The 15,275-nt window shown below is 62.1% G+C and carries 16 protein-coding genes; 7 read left to right on the top strand and 9 right to left on the bottom strand.

From position 1 onward, the window contains the following. Window positions 1-54: 54 nt before the first annotated feature. Window positions 55-1,473 (top strand): NADP-dependent phosphogluconate dehydrogenase, encoded by a 1,419-nt coding sequence (gndA, locus tag ACZ25R_RS07170; RefSeq protein WP_472460573.1) that lies wholly within the window; start codon window positions 55-57, stop codon window positions 1,471-1,473. A 68-nt stretch (window positions 1,474-1,541) separates the two neighbouring features. On the opposite strand, the gene ACZ25R_RS07165 is transcribed toward gndA, so the two are convergent. Next, window positions 1,542-2,540 carry a GlxA family transcriptional regulator gene (locus ACZ25R_RS07165; protein WP_472460572.1) on the bottom strand — a complete coding sequence of 333 codons (999 nt, stop codon included), beginning with the start codon at window positions 2,538-2,540 and terminating at the stop codon, window positions 1,542-1,544. After that, window positions 2,537-3,100 carry an isochorismatase family protein gene (locus tag ACZ25R_RS07160; RefSeq protein WP_346307194.1) on the bottom strand — a complete coding sequence of 188 codons (564 nt, stop codon included), beginning with the start codon at window positions 3,098-3,100 and terminating at the stop codon, window positions 2,537-2,539. Before ACZ25R_RS07160 ends, ACZ25R_RS07165 begins: the two co-directional genes overlap by 4 nt. Window positions 3,101-3,528: 428 nt before the next feature. Between ACZ25R_RS07160 and ACZ25R_RS07155 the strand changes: the two genes are divergently transcribed. Beyond that, the gene (locus ACZ25R_RS07155; protein WP_472460571.1) at window positions 3,529-4,137 is read left to right on the top strand and encodes an alpha/beta hydrolase; all 609 of its coding nucleotides are present in this window, start codon (window positions 3,529-3,531) and stop codon (window positions 4,135-4,137) included. Between the two features lie 33 nt (window positions 4,138-4,170). Here ACZ25R_RS07155 and ACZ25R_RS07150 read toward each other — a convergent pair whose 3' ends face one another. Together ACZ25R_RS07150 and odc2 are read right to left on the bottom strand one after the other, a co-directional pair. After that, the gene (locus tag ACZ25R_RS07150; RefSeq protein WP_472462451.1) at window positions 4,171-4,800 is read right to left on the bottom strand and encodes a GNAT family N-acetyltransferase; all 630 of its coding nucleotides are present in this window, start codon (window positions 4,798-4,800) and stop codon (window positions 4,171-4,173) included. Between the two features lie 84 nt (window positions 4,801-4,884). After that, window positions 4,885-6,018: an ornithine/lysine decarboxylase gene (gene odc2 / locus ACZ25R_RS07145; protein WP_105731891.1), complete on the bottom strand. Its 1,134-nt coding sequence runs from the start codon at window positions 6,016-6,018 to the stop codon at window positions 4,885-4,887. A gap of 541 nt (window positions 6,019-6,559) precedes the next feature. Between odc2 and ACZ25R_RS07140 the strand changes: the two genes are divergently transcribed. The 4 genes from ACZ25R_RS07140 to ACZ25R_RS07125 all read left to right on the top strand — a co-directional run bounded on the left by ACZ25R_RS07140 (window position 6,560) and on the right by ACZ25R_RS07125 (window position 10,498). Then, complete coding sequence (locus tag ACZ25R_RS07140; RefSeq protein WP_472460570.1) at window positions 6,560-7,750, top strand: amidase; 1,191 nt, start codon at window positions 6,560-6,562, stop codon at window positions 7,748-7,750. Window position 7,751: 1 nt separating this feature from the next. Then, a complete protein-coding gene (locus ACZ25R_RS07135) occupies window positions 7,752-8,651 on the top strand; it encodes a LysR family transcriptional regulator (RefSeq protein WP_464661442.1) in 900 nt (299 codons plus the stop codon). 112 nt (window positions 8,652-8,763) lie between these two features. Beyond that, a complete protein-coding gene (locus tag ACZ25R_RS07130; RefSeq protein ID WP_346307210.1) occupies window positions 8,764-9,378 on the top strand; it encodes a DUF1007 family protein in 615 nt (204 codons plus the stop codon). Window positions 9,379-9,382: 4 nt separating this feature from the next. After that, complete coding sequence (locus ACZ25R_RS07125; protein WP_472460569.1) at window positions 9,383-10,498, top strand: nickel/cobalt transporter; 1,116 nt, start codon at window positions 9,383-9,385, stop codon at window positions 10,496-10,498. A gap of 10 nt (window positions 10,499-10,508) precedes the next feature. Here the strand turns inward: ACZ25R_RS07125 and ACZ25R_RS07120 are convergent, their stop codons facing one another. Further along, window positions 10,509-10,721 (bottom strand): hypothetical protein, encoded by a 213-nt coding sequence (locus ACZ25R_RS07120; RefSeq protein ID WP_223612440.1) that lies wholly within the window; start codon window positions 10,719-10,721, stop codon window positions 10,509-10,511. 61 nt (window positions 10,722-10,782) lie between these two features. After that, entirely contained in the window at window positions 10,783-11,457 is a 675-nt protein-coding gene (locus ACZ25R_RS07115) for a GNAT family N-acetyltransferase (protein ID WP_472460568.1), read from the bottom strand. 91 nt (window positions 11,458-11,548) lie between these two features. Here ACZ25R_RS07115 and ACZ25R_RS07110 point away from each other — a divergent pair, with 91 nt between their 5' ends. After that, window positions 11,549-12,718: a pyridoxal phosphate-dependent aminotransferase gene (locus tag ACZ25R_RS07110; RefSeq protein WP_472460567.1), complete on the top strand. Its 1,170-nt coding sequence runs from the start codon at window positions 11,549-11,551 to the stop codon at window positions 12,716-12,718. Between the two features lie 3 nt (window positions 12,719-12,721). Here ACZ25R_RS07110 and modC read toward each other — a convergent pair whose 3' ends face one another. Genes modC through modA form a run of 3 tightly spaced genes read right to left on the bottom strand, consistent with a single transcriptional unit; the run spans window position 12,722 to window position 15,233 of the window. After that, window positions 12,722-13,798: a molybdenum ABC transporter ATP-binding protein gene (gene modC / locus ACZ25R_RS07105; RefSeq protein WP_472460566.1), complete on the bottom strand. Its 1,077-nt coding sequence runs from the start codon at window positions 13,796-13,798 to the stop codon at window positions 12,722-12,724. Beyond that, a complete protein-coding gene (gene modB / locus ACZ25R_RS07100) occupies window positions 13,795-14,484 on the bottom strand; it encodes a molybdate ABC transporter permease subunit (protein WP_403184223.1) in 690 nt (229 codons plus the stop codon). The genes modC and modB overlap by 4 nt, the downstream gene beginning before the upstream one ends. Beyond that, complete coding sequence (gene modA, locus ACZ25R_RS07095) at window positions 14,481-15,233, bottom strand: molybdate ABC transporter substrate-binding protein (RefSeq protein ID WP_472460565.1); 753 nt, start codon at window positions 15,231-15,233, stop codon at window positions 14,481-14,483. The genes modB and modA overlap by 4 nt, the downstream gene beginning before the upstream one ends. Between the last annotated feature and the right edge of the window lie 42 nt (window positions 15,234-15,275).

The following is a 15,275-nucleotide window of genomic DNA, read 5'->3' as shown; positions in this document are numbered from 1 at the left end:
TGCTCACCCGGGCTCTGGGCCTGCGTTCGAATCGAATAAAGCAAGGACATAATCATGCAGCAAGCTGACATTGGATTGATCGGCCTTGGCGTCATGGGTGCCAATCTCGCGCTCAATATTGCCGAAAACGGTTATCGCGTCGCGGTGTACAACAGGACGGTGGAAAAGACCCACGCCTTCCATCAGGAAGCGGGCGCCCTCAAAGACAAGATCATTCCCTGCGAAACGCTGGAAGAGCTGGCCAAAAACATCCGCGCACCCCGCCCGATCATCCTGATGGTGAAGGCAGGCGAGGCCGTCGATGAACAGATTGCAGCGCTGAAGCCCTTCCTTGCCAAGGAAGACATCATCATCGATGCGGGCAATGCCAATTTCCACGATACGGTCCGCCGCCTGAAGGAACTCGGCGCCAATGATCCGACCTTCGTCGGCATGGGCGTTTCCGGCGGCGAGGAAGGCGCACGGCACGGCCCATCGATCATGGTCGGCGGCACGCCCGAATCCTATGCGCGCATCGAACCGGTCCTGACAGCCATTTCGGCGAAGTATGAGGGCGAATCCTGCGCGGCGCTGCTCGGCCCCGATGGCGCCGGTCACTTCGTCAAGACAATCCACAACGGCATCGAATATGCCGACATGCAGATGATCGCCGAAATCTACGGCATCCTGCGCGATGGTCTCGGGCTGTCGCCGGTTGAAATCGGCAAAATTTTCGACAAATGGAACAAGGGCCCGCTCAATTCCTACCTGATCGAAATCACCGCCAAGGTACTCGCCGCCACCGACACGGAAACCGGCAAGCCGGCCGTCGAGATCATCGTCGACAGCGCGGGCCAGAAGGGCACCGGACGCTGGGCTGCCATCGAGGCACAGATGCTCGGCATCCCCGCAACCGGCATTGAAGCGGCGGTTGCCGCGCGCTCGATTTCCGCGCTGCGCGACGAACGCGCCAAAGCCGCAAAAGCCTATGCCTCGCTCGGCACGCCCAAGCTTGCGGGCACGGATCAATCCTTCATCGATGCACTCGAACAGGGCCTGCTGGCCGGCAAGATTGCCGCCTATGCGCAAGGCTTTGCCGTCATGTCAGGTGCTTCGGCCGAGCATGGCTGGAACATCCCGCTCGACACCACCGCGAAAATCTGGCGCGCCGGCTGCATCATCCGTTCGCAGTTCCTCGACGAGATCGCCTCGGCTTTCGCCGGTGGCGGCCAGGACAATCTGCTGCTGGCGCCCTCCTTCGTCGAACGCATGAAGACAGCTTCGACGGCGTTGCGCGATGTGGTTGCCAAGGCGGCCGTGGCCGGTCTGCCGACCCCGGCGCTTGCCGCGGCTCTCGGCTATTTCGATGGCTACCGGCAGGCGCGCGGCACGGCCAATCTCATCCAGGCGCAGCGGGACTTCTTCGGCGCGCACGGCTTCAAGCGCGTGGACAAGGAAGGCGATTTCCACGGCCCGTGGTCGGATGTCGGCTGACAATATCAAGCGCTAAAATAATTGCCTGAAACCGCCTCCGCCAACGGGGCGGTTTCTTTTTGGGTTGATCACGGCGTTCCCCGCGCCCCGCTCGGCGGGGTGGCGTGGATGCGGCCCCACGCCCGGCGCAACTGCCGCGCCGAGGCAAAACCCGTGCGCTCCGCCACACCCTCCATATCCAGCCGCGTATGGCTGAGGATTTCCTGCGCCAGCGCCACGCGCAGGCGGTTGAGATAATCGGGAATGCTCATTCCGGCATGTTCGTTGAACAGGCGCGACAGGTGCCGCGGGCTGGTTGCGGCGATATCCGCCAGGCTTTCCAGCGTCCAGTGTTGCGCCGGGTCGGCGGCAAGCCGGTCCTGCACCCGGTGGATCGCCGGATGAATGTGATTGCGCCCGTCCAGCCACGGCGACCATTGCGGATCGGTACCGCTGCGCCTCAGATACACCACCAGATAGCGCGCGACGGCCACCGCACAGGCCGGACCGGCCATCTCGCTGACCAGATGCAGCATCAAGTCGATACCCGCCGTGATCCCCGCACTCGAGTAACGGTTGCCGTCTTCGACATAGAGCCGGTTGTCCAGCACCCGCGCCGTCGGCACCAGTGCGCGCAGCTCGTCAACCGAAGCAAAGTGCGTGGTACAGACGCGGTCGTCGAACAGGCCGGCACGCGCCGCCAGCAAGGCGCCGGAGCAGATCGTCACCAGCGTCTGGGTTTCCCCCACATGCGCTTTCAGCCAGGCGACAATGTCCGCATCGCGGTGTCCATGCGCCTCCGCCCCGCGGCTCGCCGCCGTGTCCAGCAGCGTCGTGGTATCGCCTGCCAGCATGATCATCGCATCATGCGGCACATGGTCGGGCAGCGGCTCGATGCCGCTGATGGTCAAGCCGATGGACGTGGTGACACTGGCGAGCGGGCCGACATAGCGCACGTCGAAATGCACCGCGTCCTGTTCCAGATTGGCCTTGCGCAGCACCTCCACCGGTCCGGCAATATCCAGCAGCAGCGCCCTTGCGGGCACCACCACCAGAACATCGATATGCCGGGATTGCTCGGGTTTCATGCGGCCAGCGCCTGCCCCGCCCCGTTCAACGCCTCGTCGACCGTGACGATCCGGGCAAAGCGCCCGGCCAGCACCAGCTCGGTGCGGGCACGGATCTCGTCGGCGCTGAAGGTGCGCCCTGCGGCATTGGTCATGGCGAAGGTCAGCGTCGCCTCGGAGACGTAATCGACGGTATAGCCGAGATCCGAGGCATGGCGCGTGGTGGTTTCGCAGCACTGTTCGGTGCGGATACCCGACACCAGCAGCTTGCGGATGCCGTTCTCGGTCAGCCAGACATCGAGCCCGCTGCCGACAAGCGCACTGTGCCGGGCCTTGTGGAACACGACATCGGCTTCGAGAGAAACCGGTGCCAGCGGTTTGATGAAGCCGGAGTCCAGTGCAAACGGGCCATCGCCGTCGACATGGAAAATCTGGATGACCGGCAGGCCGGCAGCCTTGGCGCCATCGATCAGCCGCTGGATATTGGCAATGAAAGCCTGCGCTTCGGCCTCGTTCCAGTAGGCGCGCTGGCGGAAGGATTCCTGCACGTCGATGACGATAAGAGCGGTATCTGCGGACATTTCTGGCATCTCCTGTGTGTTGATATCCCGACAGTACAACGCGATGCAATCGGCAGATACGCATGCAGCGGACGAGAAGCGGACAAAAAAGGACATCGATTGCATTCCTTTGCACTTCCATCTGGTGCGTGGTTCGACAAGCTCACCATGAGGGAAGTGGAGGATTGCAGGGAGCCGTATTCTGCAACATTGCAGAATTGGCCTTGCGGCCAACTCACCTCCCTCATGGTGAGCTTGTCGAACCACGCACCAACTCCATTGCAAGCATTGTCAAAGATTAAAGAACCATGCACGCTCACTGTCTCCGCCACGGAGACAATCCATCAAGCGGCGGGCAGCTTCCGCGATGCCATCCGGCATTCCATATGTGTGGCAACACAGTGCAATCCATGGCCCAGGTGCAAAGGCACCGGGCGGAAGGGACGGATATGTCGACGCATTCCTATCAGCACCGCATCCATGCGGCGCAAACCCCGAACAGCCCCCTGTTCTTCGTCTTTCACGGAACGGGCGGCGACGAGAACCAGTTCTTCGATTTCGCCCGCCGCCTGATCCCGTCAGCCGGTGTCGTCTCGCCGCGCGGCGATGTCTCGGAACATGGTGCCGCGCGCTTTTTCCGCCGCACTGCCGAGGGCGTCTACGACATGGACGATCTCGCCGTGCGGACACGGACCATGGCGGATTTTGTCAAAGCCCATAAGAACGCTGCCAATCCATCCGACGTTGTCGGTCTTGGCTATTCCAACGGCGCCAACATTCTTGCCTCAGTCATGCTGGACCAACCGGAGCTGTTTGACGCGGCCGTCCTGATGCATCCGCTGATTCCGTGGACACCGGCGCCGCAGCCGAAACTGGCGGGAAAGCGCGTGCTTGTGACCGCCGGGCAGCGTGATCCGATCTGCCCGCCCGACCGCACACAGGCGCTGGCGGATTATCTTGCGACACAGGGAACGGACGTGACCATCGCCTGGCATCCCGGCGGACATGAAATCCAGCAGAGCGAGATCGGCACGATTCAGGAATTCCTCGCCCGCTAAACAAAAAGCCGGCCAAAGGGCCGGCTTTTCCATTCAGGCGGAGAACCGCAGCGACACCGGAATGATCCGCATCGCCCGCGACGAGCGGCGGCCTTTCGGCGTCAGCAGGCCCTTGGCACCATCCAGATGTCCCGGCTTCAATTCAAGCGCGAGGAAGCGGCGGCGTTCGACCGGACCCGGCATGGCAAGCCCTGCCGTCTTCGCGCCGGTAAAGCCGAAGCGCTCGTAATATTCGGGATCGCCGACCAGGATGATGGCGCCGTGGCCGAGCCGGGCGGCTTCCTTGACCGCATGGCGCATCAGCGCCGAACCGATGCCGAGATCCTTCGATACGGGATCGACGGCAAGCGGTCCGAGCAGCAGCGCGCGCACGCCCTTGCCCGCCGCGTCATGGCCGGCCTGGATGTCCCAGAGCCGGACCGTGCCGAGCAGCGCACCGCCCGCGCCGCGTGCCGAGAAGGCAAGGCCTTCCGACGGCAGACGGCCGCGGCGCAGCTTTTCCGACGACTTGCGGCGGCGGCCCTCGCCCATGGCGCGGTCGAGCAAATCTTCGCGCGCCTTCTCGTCCTGCGGCAGTTCGTTGATGATGGCATAGGCACCCGCGCCGGCGAAATACAGGCCGTCGGGTACCAGGTTCTGTTCGATGTTTTCTGCTGCGTCCATTGTCTCGACCAATCGTGTCATGTGCGTGTCACCGCTGCCCGGCGCATTGCCGGGCAGAATGTTTCAACCGGGCTTGAAGCCGGTTTAGATGACGTATGATCGGAGTGGTTCGAAGCCGTTGAAGGCCACAGCGGAATAGGTCGTGGTGTAGGCGCCTGTTCCCTCGATCAGCACCTCATCGCCGATGGTCAGCGAAATGGGGAGCGGATAGGGGTTCTTTTCGTACATCACGTCGGCGGAGTCGCAGGTCGGACCGGCCAGCACGCAGGGTTCGCTGCGATCGCCATCCCGCGGGGTGGTGATCTGGTAGCGAATGGCTTCGTCCATGGTCTCCGCCAGGCCGCCGAACTTGCCGATGTCGAGATAGACCCAGCGGACATTGTCGTTGTCGGCCTTCTTCGAAACCAGCACGACTTCCGCCTTGATGACACCGGCATTGCCGACCATGCCGCGGCCGGGCTCGATGATGGTCTCGGGCAGGCGGTTGCCGAAATGCTTGCTCAGCGACTGGAAGATCGCCTGACCATAGGCCTGTGCGGTCGGCACGTCCTTGAGGTAACGGGTCGGGAAACCGCCGCCCATGTTGACCATCTTCAGCGTGATGCCTTCCTTGGCCAGCGCATCGAAAACCTGCTTGGCATCGCCCAGGGCACGGTCCCAGGCAGCCAGGTCCGTCTGCTGCGAACCGACATGGAACGACACACCGTAGGATTCGAGGCCGAGCTTCTGCGCCGCGCGCAGCACGTCGACAGCCATGGCCGGCACGCAGCCGAACTTGCGCGACAGCGGCCATTCGGCGCCGGCACCATCGGTCAGGACACGGCAGAACACGCGGGCGCCGGGAGCGGCACGGGCAACCTTTTCGACTTCTTCGACGCAGTCGACGGCGAACAGGCGGATGCCGAGTTCGAAGGCGCGGGCAATGTCCCGTTCCTTTTTGATCGTGTTGCCGAAGGAAATGCGGTCAGCCGATGCACCGGCATCGAGCGCCATTTCGACTTCCGCAACCGACGCGGTGTCGAAGTTCGAGCCAAGCGAAGCCAGCAGGCGCAGGATTTCCGGCGCGGGGTTGGCCTTCACGGCATAGAAAATCTTCGAGTCCGGCAAGGCCATCTCGAAATTATGGAAATTTTCGCGCACGACTTCGAGGTCGAGCACCATGCAAGGGCCATTCGGGCGTCGGGTATTGATGAAATCGAGAATGCGCTGTGTAGCCATCTTGGGTCTCCAATCGTGACGGCACTTCCGGCCGCCTCAACAAGTCGCGATCGCAGGGGTTTCTCCCCCGTATGACCGCCAGGACAAAGTGCGTGAATCCATCTCGCGCGAAGCCAGCCTTTGGAGATGCTGGAAACACGGACAAGTTCATGCGGCGATGGATCTACGCTAAGCCAGCGTTGATCCGCTTTGTCTGCCTTGGTTTGGATGATGCCATCCGCACTACCGGCAATGAAGGTGTGCCTCTTCAGTAATTCCGGCTTGTGGACAGCCGAAAGACACCAGAAAGGCCCGCACCGTCGTTGCTTCAAGATGTCCTCAGTCTGGCAGTAGGCCGTCAAACTGACTGGAGGGGTTAGTTCCAGGTACCATACCGTTTCTTCACCATAATGAAGATCGGCGGACACCCATGGGGCACGTGCGACTTTGGGCAAGGGCGATATAAGTCCAAACTTGTGTCCAATCAATGACAAATCTCGCATCTGCGAATTTTTTTTATTCATTGAACAAAGGGGGGCAAATCACATAGAATCATTGAACGATGAGCACGATTTCGCCCCTGAATGCCCTGCTGAATCTGCCTTTTCAGGCCTTTCCATCCGTGGAGGGCCCGCTGAGCGGCTTTACGCTCGCCGTCAAGGATATCTTCGATGTGGCCGGTTTGCCGACGCAATGCGGCAATCCGGCGAAAAATCACGAATCAGCCGCAAGTATTACCGCGCCATCGGTGCAGAAACTGCTGGATTCCGGCGCCCGCTTCATCGGCAAGACGCAGACGGACGAGCTGGCGTTTTCGCTGATGGGGCAGAACAGCCACTACCCCTTTCCGGTCAACCCGAGGGCACCGGACCGGGTAACCGGCGGATCGTCGTCCGGTTCCGCCTCGGCCGTGGCCGGCGGGCTGGCCGACATCGCCACCGGATCGGACACCGGCGGCTCGATCCGCGCCCCGGCGAGCTTCTGCGGACTGATCGGCCTGCGCACGACCCACGGCCGCATATCGCTTGCCGGCACCATGCCGCTTGCCCCCTCGCTCGACACGTTCGGCTGGTTCGCCCGCGACAGGGACCTCTACGGCAAAGTCGGCGCGGTCCTGCTCGGACCGGACGCGGACGATTTCAAGCTCAACCGCCCGCTGTTCATCCCGCTGCTCGAACACTACCTGCTCGGCGAGGCGGAGGATGCGGCCTTCCGCGCCATGTACCGGCACCTCGCCGCCCATCTCGGCCACGCCAGATCCGCCCGCCAGTCCACGGCCTCCATGGACGACCTCTATCTGTGCTTCCGGCAGATCCAGGGGTTCGAGGCCTGGGCCAGCCATGGTGCCTGGATATCGGCAGGGGATCGCCGGCTTGGCCCCGGCGTCAAGGACCGCTTCGACTATGGTTCGGCCATCGATGCGCAGACCTATGAGGCACAGACCCGGCGGCGCGATCTCTTCCGCCGCGAACTTGCCGATGTGCTCGGGGATGACGGCGTCATGGTCCTGCCGACCGTTCCGGGTGCCGCGCCCATGGTCAGCTCGCCCTTCGACGAACTGCAGACTTACCGGGAACGCGCCCTGCACCTGCTCTGCCTGTCCGTCCTTTCGGGCTTTCCGCAGATCACCTTGCCGCTCGGCGCAGTGCACGGCGCACCCTTCGGCATTTCCTTGCTTGGCCCCAAGGGCAGCGACAGCGCCCTCATCCGGCTTGGCAGCGCCATCCTGTCCGCCGCGGAAGGAAACCACTGACATGGACACACTCACCCGGATGCGGGCCTATATCGATGTGGTGGAGGCGGAAGGCTTTTCCGCCGCAGCCCGGAAGATCGGCCGCTCCAAGGCGCTGTTGTCCAAGTATGTGCGGGAGCTGGAAGACGAGCTCGGCGCGCTGCTGCTCAACCGCACCACCCGGCAATTCTCGCTGACCGAAGCCGGGCACACCTATTACCAGCGCGCCAGCGAAATCCTGCGTGAAGTGGAAAGCCTGCAGGAAACGGTGCGTGAATCGAGCAGCGACATCAAGGGCCGCATCAAGATATCGGCGCCGCGCACCTTCGCCGATGCGGATATCGGCCAATGCCTGATCGACTTCTGCGTCGCGCAGCCGGATATCATTCTCGACGTGCGCCTGGATGACCGGTTCGTCGACCTGGTCGAGGAGGGTTTCGATCTTGCCATCCGCATCACCCGGCTGCAGGATTCCTCGCTCATCGCCAAGCGCATCGCCCCCTTCGGCACGCTGCTGTGCGCCTCTCCCGATCTGATCGAGCGGGTCGGGCGTCCGACCCGCCCCGAACAGCTGGCGTCCCTGCCCTGCATCATCGATACCAACAACCGCTCGCGCAACAACTGGCAGTTCCTCAACGACAGCGGCCCGACGATTTCGGTTCAGGTATCCGGCCAGATGGAAATCAACAGCCCGCTGTCCACCCGCCGCGCCGTGCTGGCCGGGCTGGGGTTCGGCTCCATGCCGGATTTCATCGCCAGGCCGGATATTGAAAGCGGCAGGCTGGTCAGTGTGCTTGAGGAATTTTCGCTGCGCGATGGCGGAATTTATGCGGTTTACCCGCACCGCCGCTATCTTCCGGCCAAAGTGCGCGTGCTTGTTGACTATCTGGCAAAATGGTTCAAGGACAATCGCAGGGCGTGAATATGTTATATCGTCCCAATTTCGACACGTTCGGAATGTCCTTTGCGCTCATGTTACAGGCGGAATAATGCACCAAAGATTCGCGATTTTCATCGCAACCCTCGCAGCAGGCATGATGATCGCCTCACCGGCGTATGTGCACCCGCATGTCTTTGCCGAAGCGCGTCTCGATGTCACCATCAATCCCGACGGAACCGTGCAGAAACTCGGCCATGTCTGGCGTTTTGACGATCTCTTTTCCAGCACCGTCCTCGTCGAGTTCGACAAGAACGGCGATCTGAAGCTGGACGAGAAGGAACTGACCGACCTTGCAAACACGATCAACGCGTCGATTTCCGAGTTCGACTATTTCCAGACCGTGACGCTCGACAACAAGAAGGTCGTCATGGCGCCGCCGGAGCACCTGATCGCCGATTTCCAGAACAACCAGTTGCTGATCATCTTCGAGAGCAAGCCGAAGCAGCCGCTGAAGCTCGGTAAGGTCACCAGTTTCGGCGTCTATGATCCGACATTCTACACCGCCATCGACTACGTCAATGACAGCGATATTCATGTCACCGGCCTGCCCGCCAACTGCAAATCCAAGGTGGTGCGGCCCAATCCGGATGAAGCGCTTGCCGCCAACCAGGCGACGCTGACCGATTCTTTCTTCAACGACCCATCCGGGACCAACATGTCGAAAATCTTCGCGACCAAGCTGGAAATCGACTGCCCGGCAAAAGGATAAGATGATGCGGAAAACAACCCTTGTTTGTGCCCTTATTCTCGCAGCGCTGTTTGGCGGCCACGCATGGGCGCAGACCTCGTCGCTCGGTATCGGTTCGAACGAGGTGGCGATGCAGCCGACCGGGCCTTTCGCTGAAATCATCCTCTGGATCAACATCCAGCAGCGCAATTTCTACCTCGCCATGACCCATGCGCTCAAAGCCATGCGCGAGGACCCCTGGCAGGCCTCGGTGCTTGTTGGCCTCTCCTTCCTCTACGGCATCCTGCATGCGGTCGGCCCCGGACATGGCAAGGCGGTGATTTCCTCCTACATGCTCGCCAACGAGACCACGCTGAAGCGCGGCATCCTGTTGTCCTTCGCCTCGTCCATGCTGCAGGCCATCACCGCGCTGTTCATCGTCGGCCTGGCCTGGCTCGTGCTGCGCGGCACCACCGTGTCGATGAACGACGCGGCCCGCTATATGGAGATCGCCAGCTTCGTCCTGATCATCGCCTTCGGTCTGTCCCTGCTCTGGCGCAAGCTGCCGCTCCTGTTCGGCCCGCGCGTCGCCCATCTCATGCCGGAAAAGCACGATCACGGTTCTGTCCTGACCGACCACCACCACGATCATCATCACAGCCATGACGATGACTGCGGCTGCGGACATGACCATCACGATCATGGCCACCACGATCACGCGGCGCATGCGCATGATCACACCCACCACACGCACGATCATCACGATCACCATCATGCGGCGGGAGAAGTCTGCGCCACCTGCGGACATTCCCATGCGCCCGATCCGGCGATGCTTGCCGGCGAGTTCAACTGGAAGACCGCATGGTCGGCCATCGTTGCGGTGGGCCTGCGCCCCTGTTCCGGCGCGCTGATCGTGCTGACATTCTCGCTGCTGAACGGGCTGATGCTCGGCGGCGTGCTCTCGGTCTTCGCCATGGCCTTCGGCACCTTCATCACCGTGGCGGTGCTGGCGACGCTGGCGGTGACGGCCAAGAATGTTGCCTTAAGAATTTCCGGCGGCGGCGCGCTTTCAACCCGCGTTCAGAACACCATCGAAGTCGGCGGTGCGCTGTTCATCGTGCTGGTCGGCGTGCTGCTCCTGACGGCGGCGCTGCGTTTTTAAAGGAAAGGCTCTAGTCCTTGCGGCGCTGGCTCCTGCCACGCAACCAGAACACCAGAAAAAAACCGACCACAAAGACAGCGGCGAAAATGCCTGCCAGCACCGGCGAGCGGGCACCCAGCGCGATCATCATGTTGGGCATGTAGAACGCGGCAAACCCGAAACCAAGCATGATACAGGCTGCGGCGATGGCAGCATTGCGGCTTTTGGGATCACTCACGGTCATTGTCTTTCCTGGGGCACAACTGTCGCAGCCTTTTTAGCCCCGTTGCGCCCGAACGCAAGCTCTAACCCGCGCGCAAATCCTCAAGCCGCCTGATCTGCAACCCGTCCGCATCGAAATTGTCCGGCGACAGCCATGCCTGATAGGCGGCTTTCAGCGCCGGCCATTCGCTGTCGATGATCGAATACCATGCGGTGTCACGATTCTCACCCTTCTGCACCATGTGCTGGCGGAAAACGCCCTCGAAGGTGAAGCCGAAACGCTCGGCCGCCCGCTTGGACGGCTCATTGGCATTGTTGCATTTCCATTCGTAGCGGCGATAGCCGAGCGTATCGAAGATATAGGAGGCAAAGAGATACTGCGCCTCCGTAGCCGCCGGTTTGCGGGAGATCAGCGGTCCCCAGTAGATGTTGCCGATCTCGATGACGCCGAACGTCGGATCGATCCGCATCAGGGTCTGCCGTCCTGCAACCTTGCCGGACTTCTTGTCGATGACGGCAAAGAACAGCGGATCCTTGCTGGCCGAAACCTTTTCCAGCCACGCGTCGAATGCCGGGCGGTCGCCCGCCGGCGTTTCGAACAGATAGCGGAAACGGTCGGCCGCATCCGCAACGCTCGATGCCGCATAAAGCCCGTCGCCATGCCTGGCGGCCTCCAGCGGCTCCAGAGTGACGTATCGCCCCTCGATGGCTTCGCGGGCGGGCAGAGGGCGCGGTATCCAGTCTTTGAGATCGGTCATGGTAGCATGCCTGTTTTGCATATGAGTATTTGACTCCATACAATCGGAACCGCACAAAGCAGAAGACATAAATTGTATGTGAGACAAGATAATGCTGCGTACCATCTCCGGTTTCGACCGTATCGGTGAAGAAAATGCCTTCGCTGTTCTCGCCCGCGCCACCGCCCTCGCCGCACAGGGCAAGGACATCATCAATCTCGGCATCGGCCAGCCGGATTTCAAAACACCCGGCCATATCGTCGAAGCCGCCATCAAGGCGCTCAGAGATGGCCATCACGGCTATACGCCGGCAACCGGACTGCTTGCCACGCGCGAGGCCGTGGTCCGCCGCACGCTGACCACCACGGGCGTCGAGGTCTCGCCGGAGAATGTCATGATTGTCCCCGGCGGCAAGGTCACGATGTTTGCCGCCATTCTGATTTTCGGCGAATCCGGCGCGGAAATTCTTTACCCCGACCCCGGCTTTCCGATCTATCGCTCGATGATTGAATTCACCGGTGCCACCCCGGTTCCCGTGCCGATCCGCGAGGAGAACGGCTTTGCTTTCTCGGCGGAAGAGACGCTTGCGCTGATCACGCCCAAGACGCGGCTGCTGATCCTCAATTCACCGGCCAATCCGACGGGCGGTGTCACCCCGAAGGCCGAGATTGAAAAACTGGTCAAGGGGCTGGAGGCGCACCCGCACGTCGCCATCATGTCCGACGAGATCTACGACGTGATGACCTATGACGGCGAGGAACATTGCTCGCTCCTGACCTTCCCGTCGATCCGCGACCGGCTGATCGTGCTCAACGGCTGGTCCAAGACATGGGCAATGACCGGCTGGCGCATGGGCTGGTCAATCTGGCCGGACAGCCTTTATGACAAGGTGCGCAAGCTCGCCGTCAATTGCTGGTCCTGTGTCAACGCCCCCAGCCAATATGCCGGCATCGCCGCCATCGACGGCCCGCAGGACGATGTCGAAAAGATGTGCCGCGCCTTCGACAGCCGCCGCAGGATCGTGGTCGACGGCCTCAACAGCCTGCCCGGCATTAGCTGCGCCACGCCGAAGGGCGCGTTCTATGCTTTTCCCAACATCAAGCAGACGGGATGGCCGGCCAAGCAGTTGGCGGCGGCACTGCTGGATGAAGCCGGTGTGGCGCTGATCGGCGGCCCCGATTTCGGCATTCTCGGCGAGGGCTATATCCGCCTCTCCTACGCCAATTCGGAGGAAAACATCCTGCGCGCCATCGAGCGCATCGAACGGTTCCTCGCCAGATAGGCTTCAGCCCCGCAGCACGCCGCGATCCACCGATGCGGCTTTGACCAGGGCGAACACCGCCTCGCCCTGGTTGAGCGCAAGCTCGCGCGCCGATTTGCGCGTCAGCCGCGCAACGATGGTCTGGCCGCCAATGTCGAGCGTCAGGTCGCAGTCGGGACCGTCATTGGTCTCCATGCCGGTAATGCGCGCGGGCAGGATATTACGCACGCTGATCGACTGCGGCAGTGCACGGGCAATCGAAACGTCCCGCGCCCTTATGCGCAGCCGCAGCTTTGTTCCGGCGGCAAAGCCGAGCCTGGCAATCTGGAACGGCTGGCCGCCGATGTCGAGGGATGTCAGCCCGAAAGCCTCGTCGCTTGCCGTGACCACGCCCGTCACCAGCGCTCCGGCATCGTCATGGCTGCCGAGCCGCGAAAAGATCGCCTCCGCGGGTCCGCTCGCCGTGACCCGGCCGCCCTGCAGCAGCACGATCTCGTCGGCGAGCCGCGCCACCTCGTCGATCTCGTGGCTGACATAGAGGATCGGCAATCCGGTTTCATCACGCAGGGTCTCAAGAAAGGGCAGGATCTCCTGGCGGCGGGCATGATCGAGAGATGACAGCGGCTCGTCCATCAGCAGCAGCGCCGGATTGGACAGCAGCGCCCGCCCGATCGCCACGCGCTGGCGCTCGCCGCCGGACAGCAGTGCCGGTGCGCGCTGCTGCAGATGTTCAAGGCCGAGAAGCGCCACCACCCGGTCATAGGACAGGCCTTCGCTGCGCCGCCCGGCCCAGCGCGCATAGGTCAGGTTGTTCTTGACCGAAAGGTGCGGAAACAGCCGCGCATCCTGGAAGACATAGCCGATCCGGCGCTGTTCCGGCGGCAGATGGATGCCTTTGGCGCTGTCGAACAACACGTGATCGCGGATGGCGATCCGGCCCTTGGCCGGGCGCGTGACCCCGGCGATCATTTTCAGCAGCGTCGTCTTGCCGGCACCGGATTCGCCGAACAGCGCGGTGACGCCGCCGCCTGCCGTAAAGGCGGCAGCGACGGGGAATGTCCCCACCTGCCCTTCAACGGAAACAATCAGCGTCTCGCTCATGCACGGCCTCCGCTGAGGCGCCGCTGCAGCCATTCGGACGCAACCACCGCGACAATTGAAATCACCACGGAAACCAGGATCAGCCGCAGCGCGGCCACATCGCCATTCGGGCTCTGCAGCAGCGAATAGATGGCAAGCGACAAGGTCTGCGTCTCGCCGGGAATATTGGACACAAAAGTGATTGTCGCGCCGAATTCACCCAGTGCCTTGGCAAAGCCCAGCACCGCCCCGGCCAGAATACCCGGCAGCAGAAGCGGCAGCGTCACCGTCAGGAACACCACGATACGCCCGGCACCGAGCGAGCGCGCCGCCTCCTCAAGGCCGCGATCGAGACTTTCAATGGAAAGGCGCATCGGCCGCACCAGCAGGGGAAAGGCCATGACGCCCGCCGCCAGCGCCGCACCGGTCCAGCGGAAGGAAAAGGTCAACCCGAACACGTCATTGAAGAAGCCGCCCAGCATGCCGCGCGCGCCGAACCACACCAGCAGGAGATAACCGGTAACCACGGGCGGAATGACCAGCGGCATGGTGATCAGCGCCTGCAGCAGACTTTTGCCCCAGAAGGAAAAGCGCGCCAGAATCCAGGCGAAAACGAAGGCAAAGGGCAGAGCGACGAGGATCGCGACCAGCGCGACCCTCAGCGACAGAAGAACGATGGCCCATTCTGTCTCACCCAGCACTGTCAGCCTGCCTTGTCAGATGCGCCGACGAAGCCTTTCGACTTGATGATGTCCTGGCCCTCATCGCTGGCGAGGAAATCGAGGAACGCCTTGCCTTCGGCCGAAGGCTCCTTGCCGACCAGCGCGGCCGGATAGAGGATGGGCTTATGGGTCGAACCGGCGAAACGATAGGCTTCGATCAGTTCGGGCGCAGCCGTATGGTCCGAGGCGTAGACGATGGCGGAATTCGCCTCGCCGCGGCGCACGAATTCCAGCGCCGCGCGCACGTTCTCGGTGAAAACGGCGTTCTTGGCGACGTCGTCCCAGACTTTCAATGTTTCCAGTGCGCTCTTGCCATATTTGCCGGCGGGCACGTTGCTGGGATCGCCCATGGCAAAGCGCCCGGCCTTCAGGATGGTTGCCGCATCGCCCTTGTCCGCCTTGGTCAGAATAACAAGCGCATTGCCCGCAACGATCTTGCGCGACGGCTTGTCGATGAGATTGCGCTGTTCGAGATAGTCCATCCAGTCGAGATCGGCGGAAATGAAGATGTTTGCAGGCGCGCCCTGCTCGATCTGCTTGGCCAGCACCGACGATGCGGCAAAGGAGGAGGTCACTTTCGTGCCGGTCTTTGCTTCGAACTTCGCAGCCGCCGTTTCGACCACTTCCTTCATGCTCGCCGCAGCAAACACCGTTACCTTTTCGGCGGCAGAGGCACCGTTGGCACCCGCCATCGCCGCCAGAACCATAAAGCCCAGAATGAGAATTTTTTTCATGAGGTCCACCCCTGTCCACGAATCCATGGCGGTCTCACACCG

Source organism: Phyllobacterium sp. RCAM01083 (assembly GCF_055685835.1).
The sequence above is the reverse complement of the archived record's forward strand: the minus strand, read 5'-3'. Positions and strand labels throughout refer to the sequence as shown.

Coding starts and splice junctions, on each gene's coding strand:
- gndA (WP_472460573.1), top strand. CDS start 55: ATGCAGCAAGCTGACATTGGATTGATCGGCCTTGGCGTCATGGGTGCC.
- ACZ25R_RS07165 (WP_472460572.1), bottom strand. CDS start 2,540: ATGAAACCCGAGCAATCCCGGCATATCGATGTTCTGGTGGTGGTGCCC.
- ACZ25R_RS07160 (WP_346307194.1), bottom strand. CDS start 3,100: ATGTCCGCAGATACCGCTCTTATCGTCATCGACGTGCAGGAATCCTTC.
- ACZ25R_RS07155 (WP_472460571.1), top strand. CDS start 3,529: ATGTCGACGCATTCCTATCAGCACCGCATCCATGCGGCGCAAACCCCG.
- ACZ25R_RS07150 (WP_472462451.1), bottom strand. CDS start 4,800: ATGGACGCAGCAGAAAACATCGAACAGAACCTGGTACCCGACGGCCTG.
- odc2 (WP_105731891.1), bottom strand. CDS start 6,018: ATGGCTACACAGCGCATTCTCGATTTCATCAATACCCGACGCCCGAAT.
- ACZ25R_RS07140 (WP_472460570.1), top strand. CDS start 6,560: ATGAGCACGATTTCGCCCCTGAATGCCCTGCTGAATCTGCCTTTTCAG.
- ACZ25R_RS07135 (WP_464661442.1), top strand. CDS start 7,752: ATGGACACACTCACCCGGATGCGGGCCTATATCGATGTGGTGGAGGCG.
- ACZ25R_RS07130 (WP_346307210.1), top strand. CDS start 8,764: ATGATGATCGCCTCACCGGCGTATGTGCACCCGCATGTCTTTGCCGAA.
- ACZ25R_RS07125 (WP_472460569.1), top strand. CDS start 9,383: ATGCGGAAAACAACCCTTGTTTGTGCCCTTATTCTCGCAGCGCTGTTT.
- ACZ25R_RS07120 (WP_223612440.1), bottom strand. CDS start 10,721: ATGACCGTGAGTGATCCCAAAAGCCGCAATGCTGCCATCGCCGCAGCC.
- ACZ25R_RS07115 (WP_472460568.1), bottom strand. CDS start 11,457: ATGACCGATCTCAAAGACTGGATACCGCGCCCTCTGCCCGCCCGCGAA.
- ACZ25R_RS07110 (WP_472460567.1), top strand. CDS start 11,549: ATGCTGCGTACCATCTCCGGTTTCGACCGTATCGGTGAAGAAAATGCC.
- modC (WP_472460566.1), bottom strand. CDS start 13,798: ATGAGCGAGACGCTGATTGTTTCCGTTGAAGGGCAGGTGGGGACATTC.
- modA (WP_472460565.1), bottom strand. CDS start 15,233: ATGAAAAAAATTCTCATTCTGGGCTTTATGGTTCTGGCGGCGATGGCG.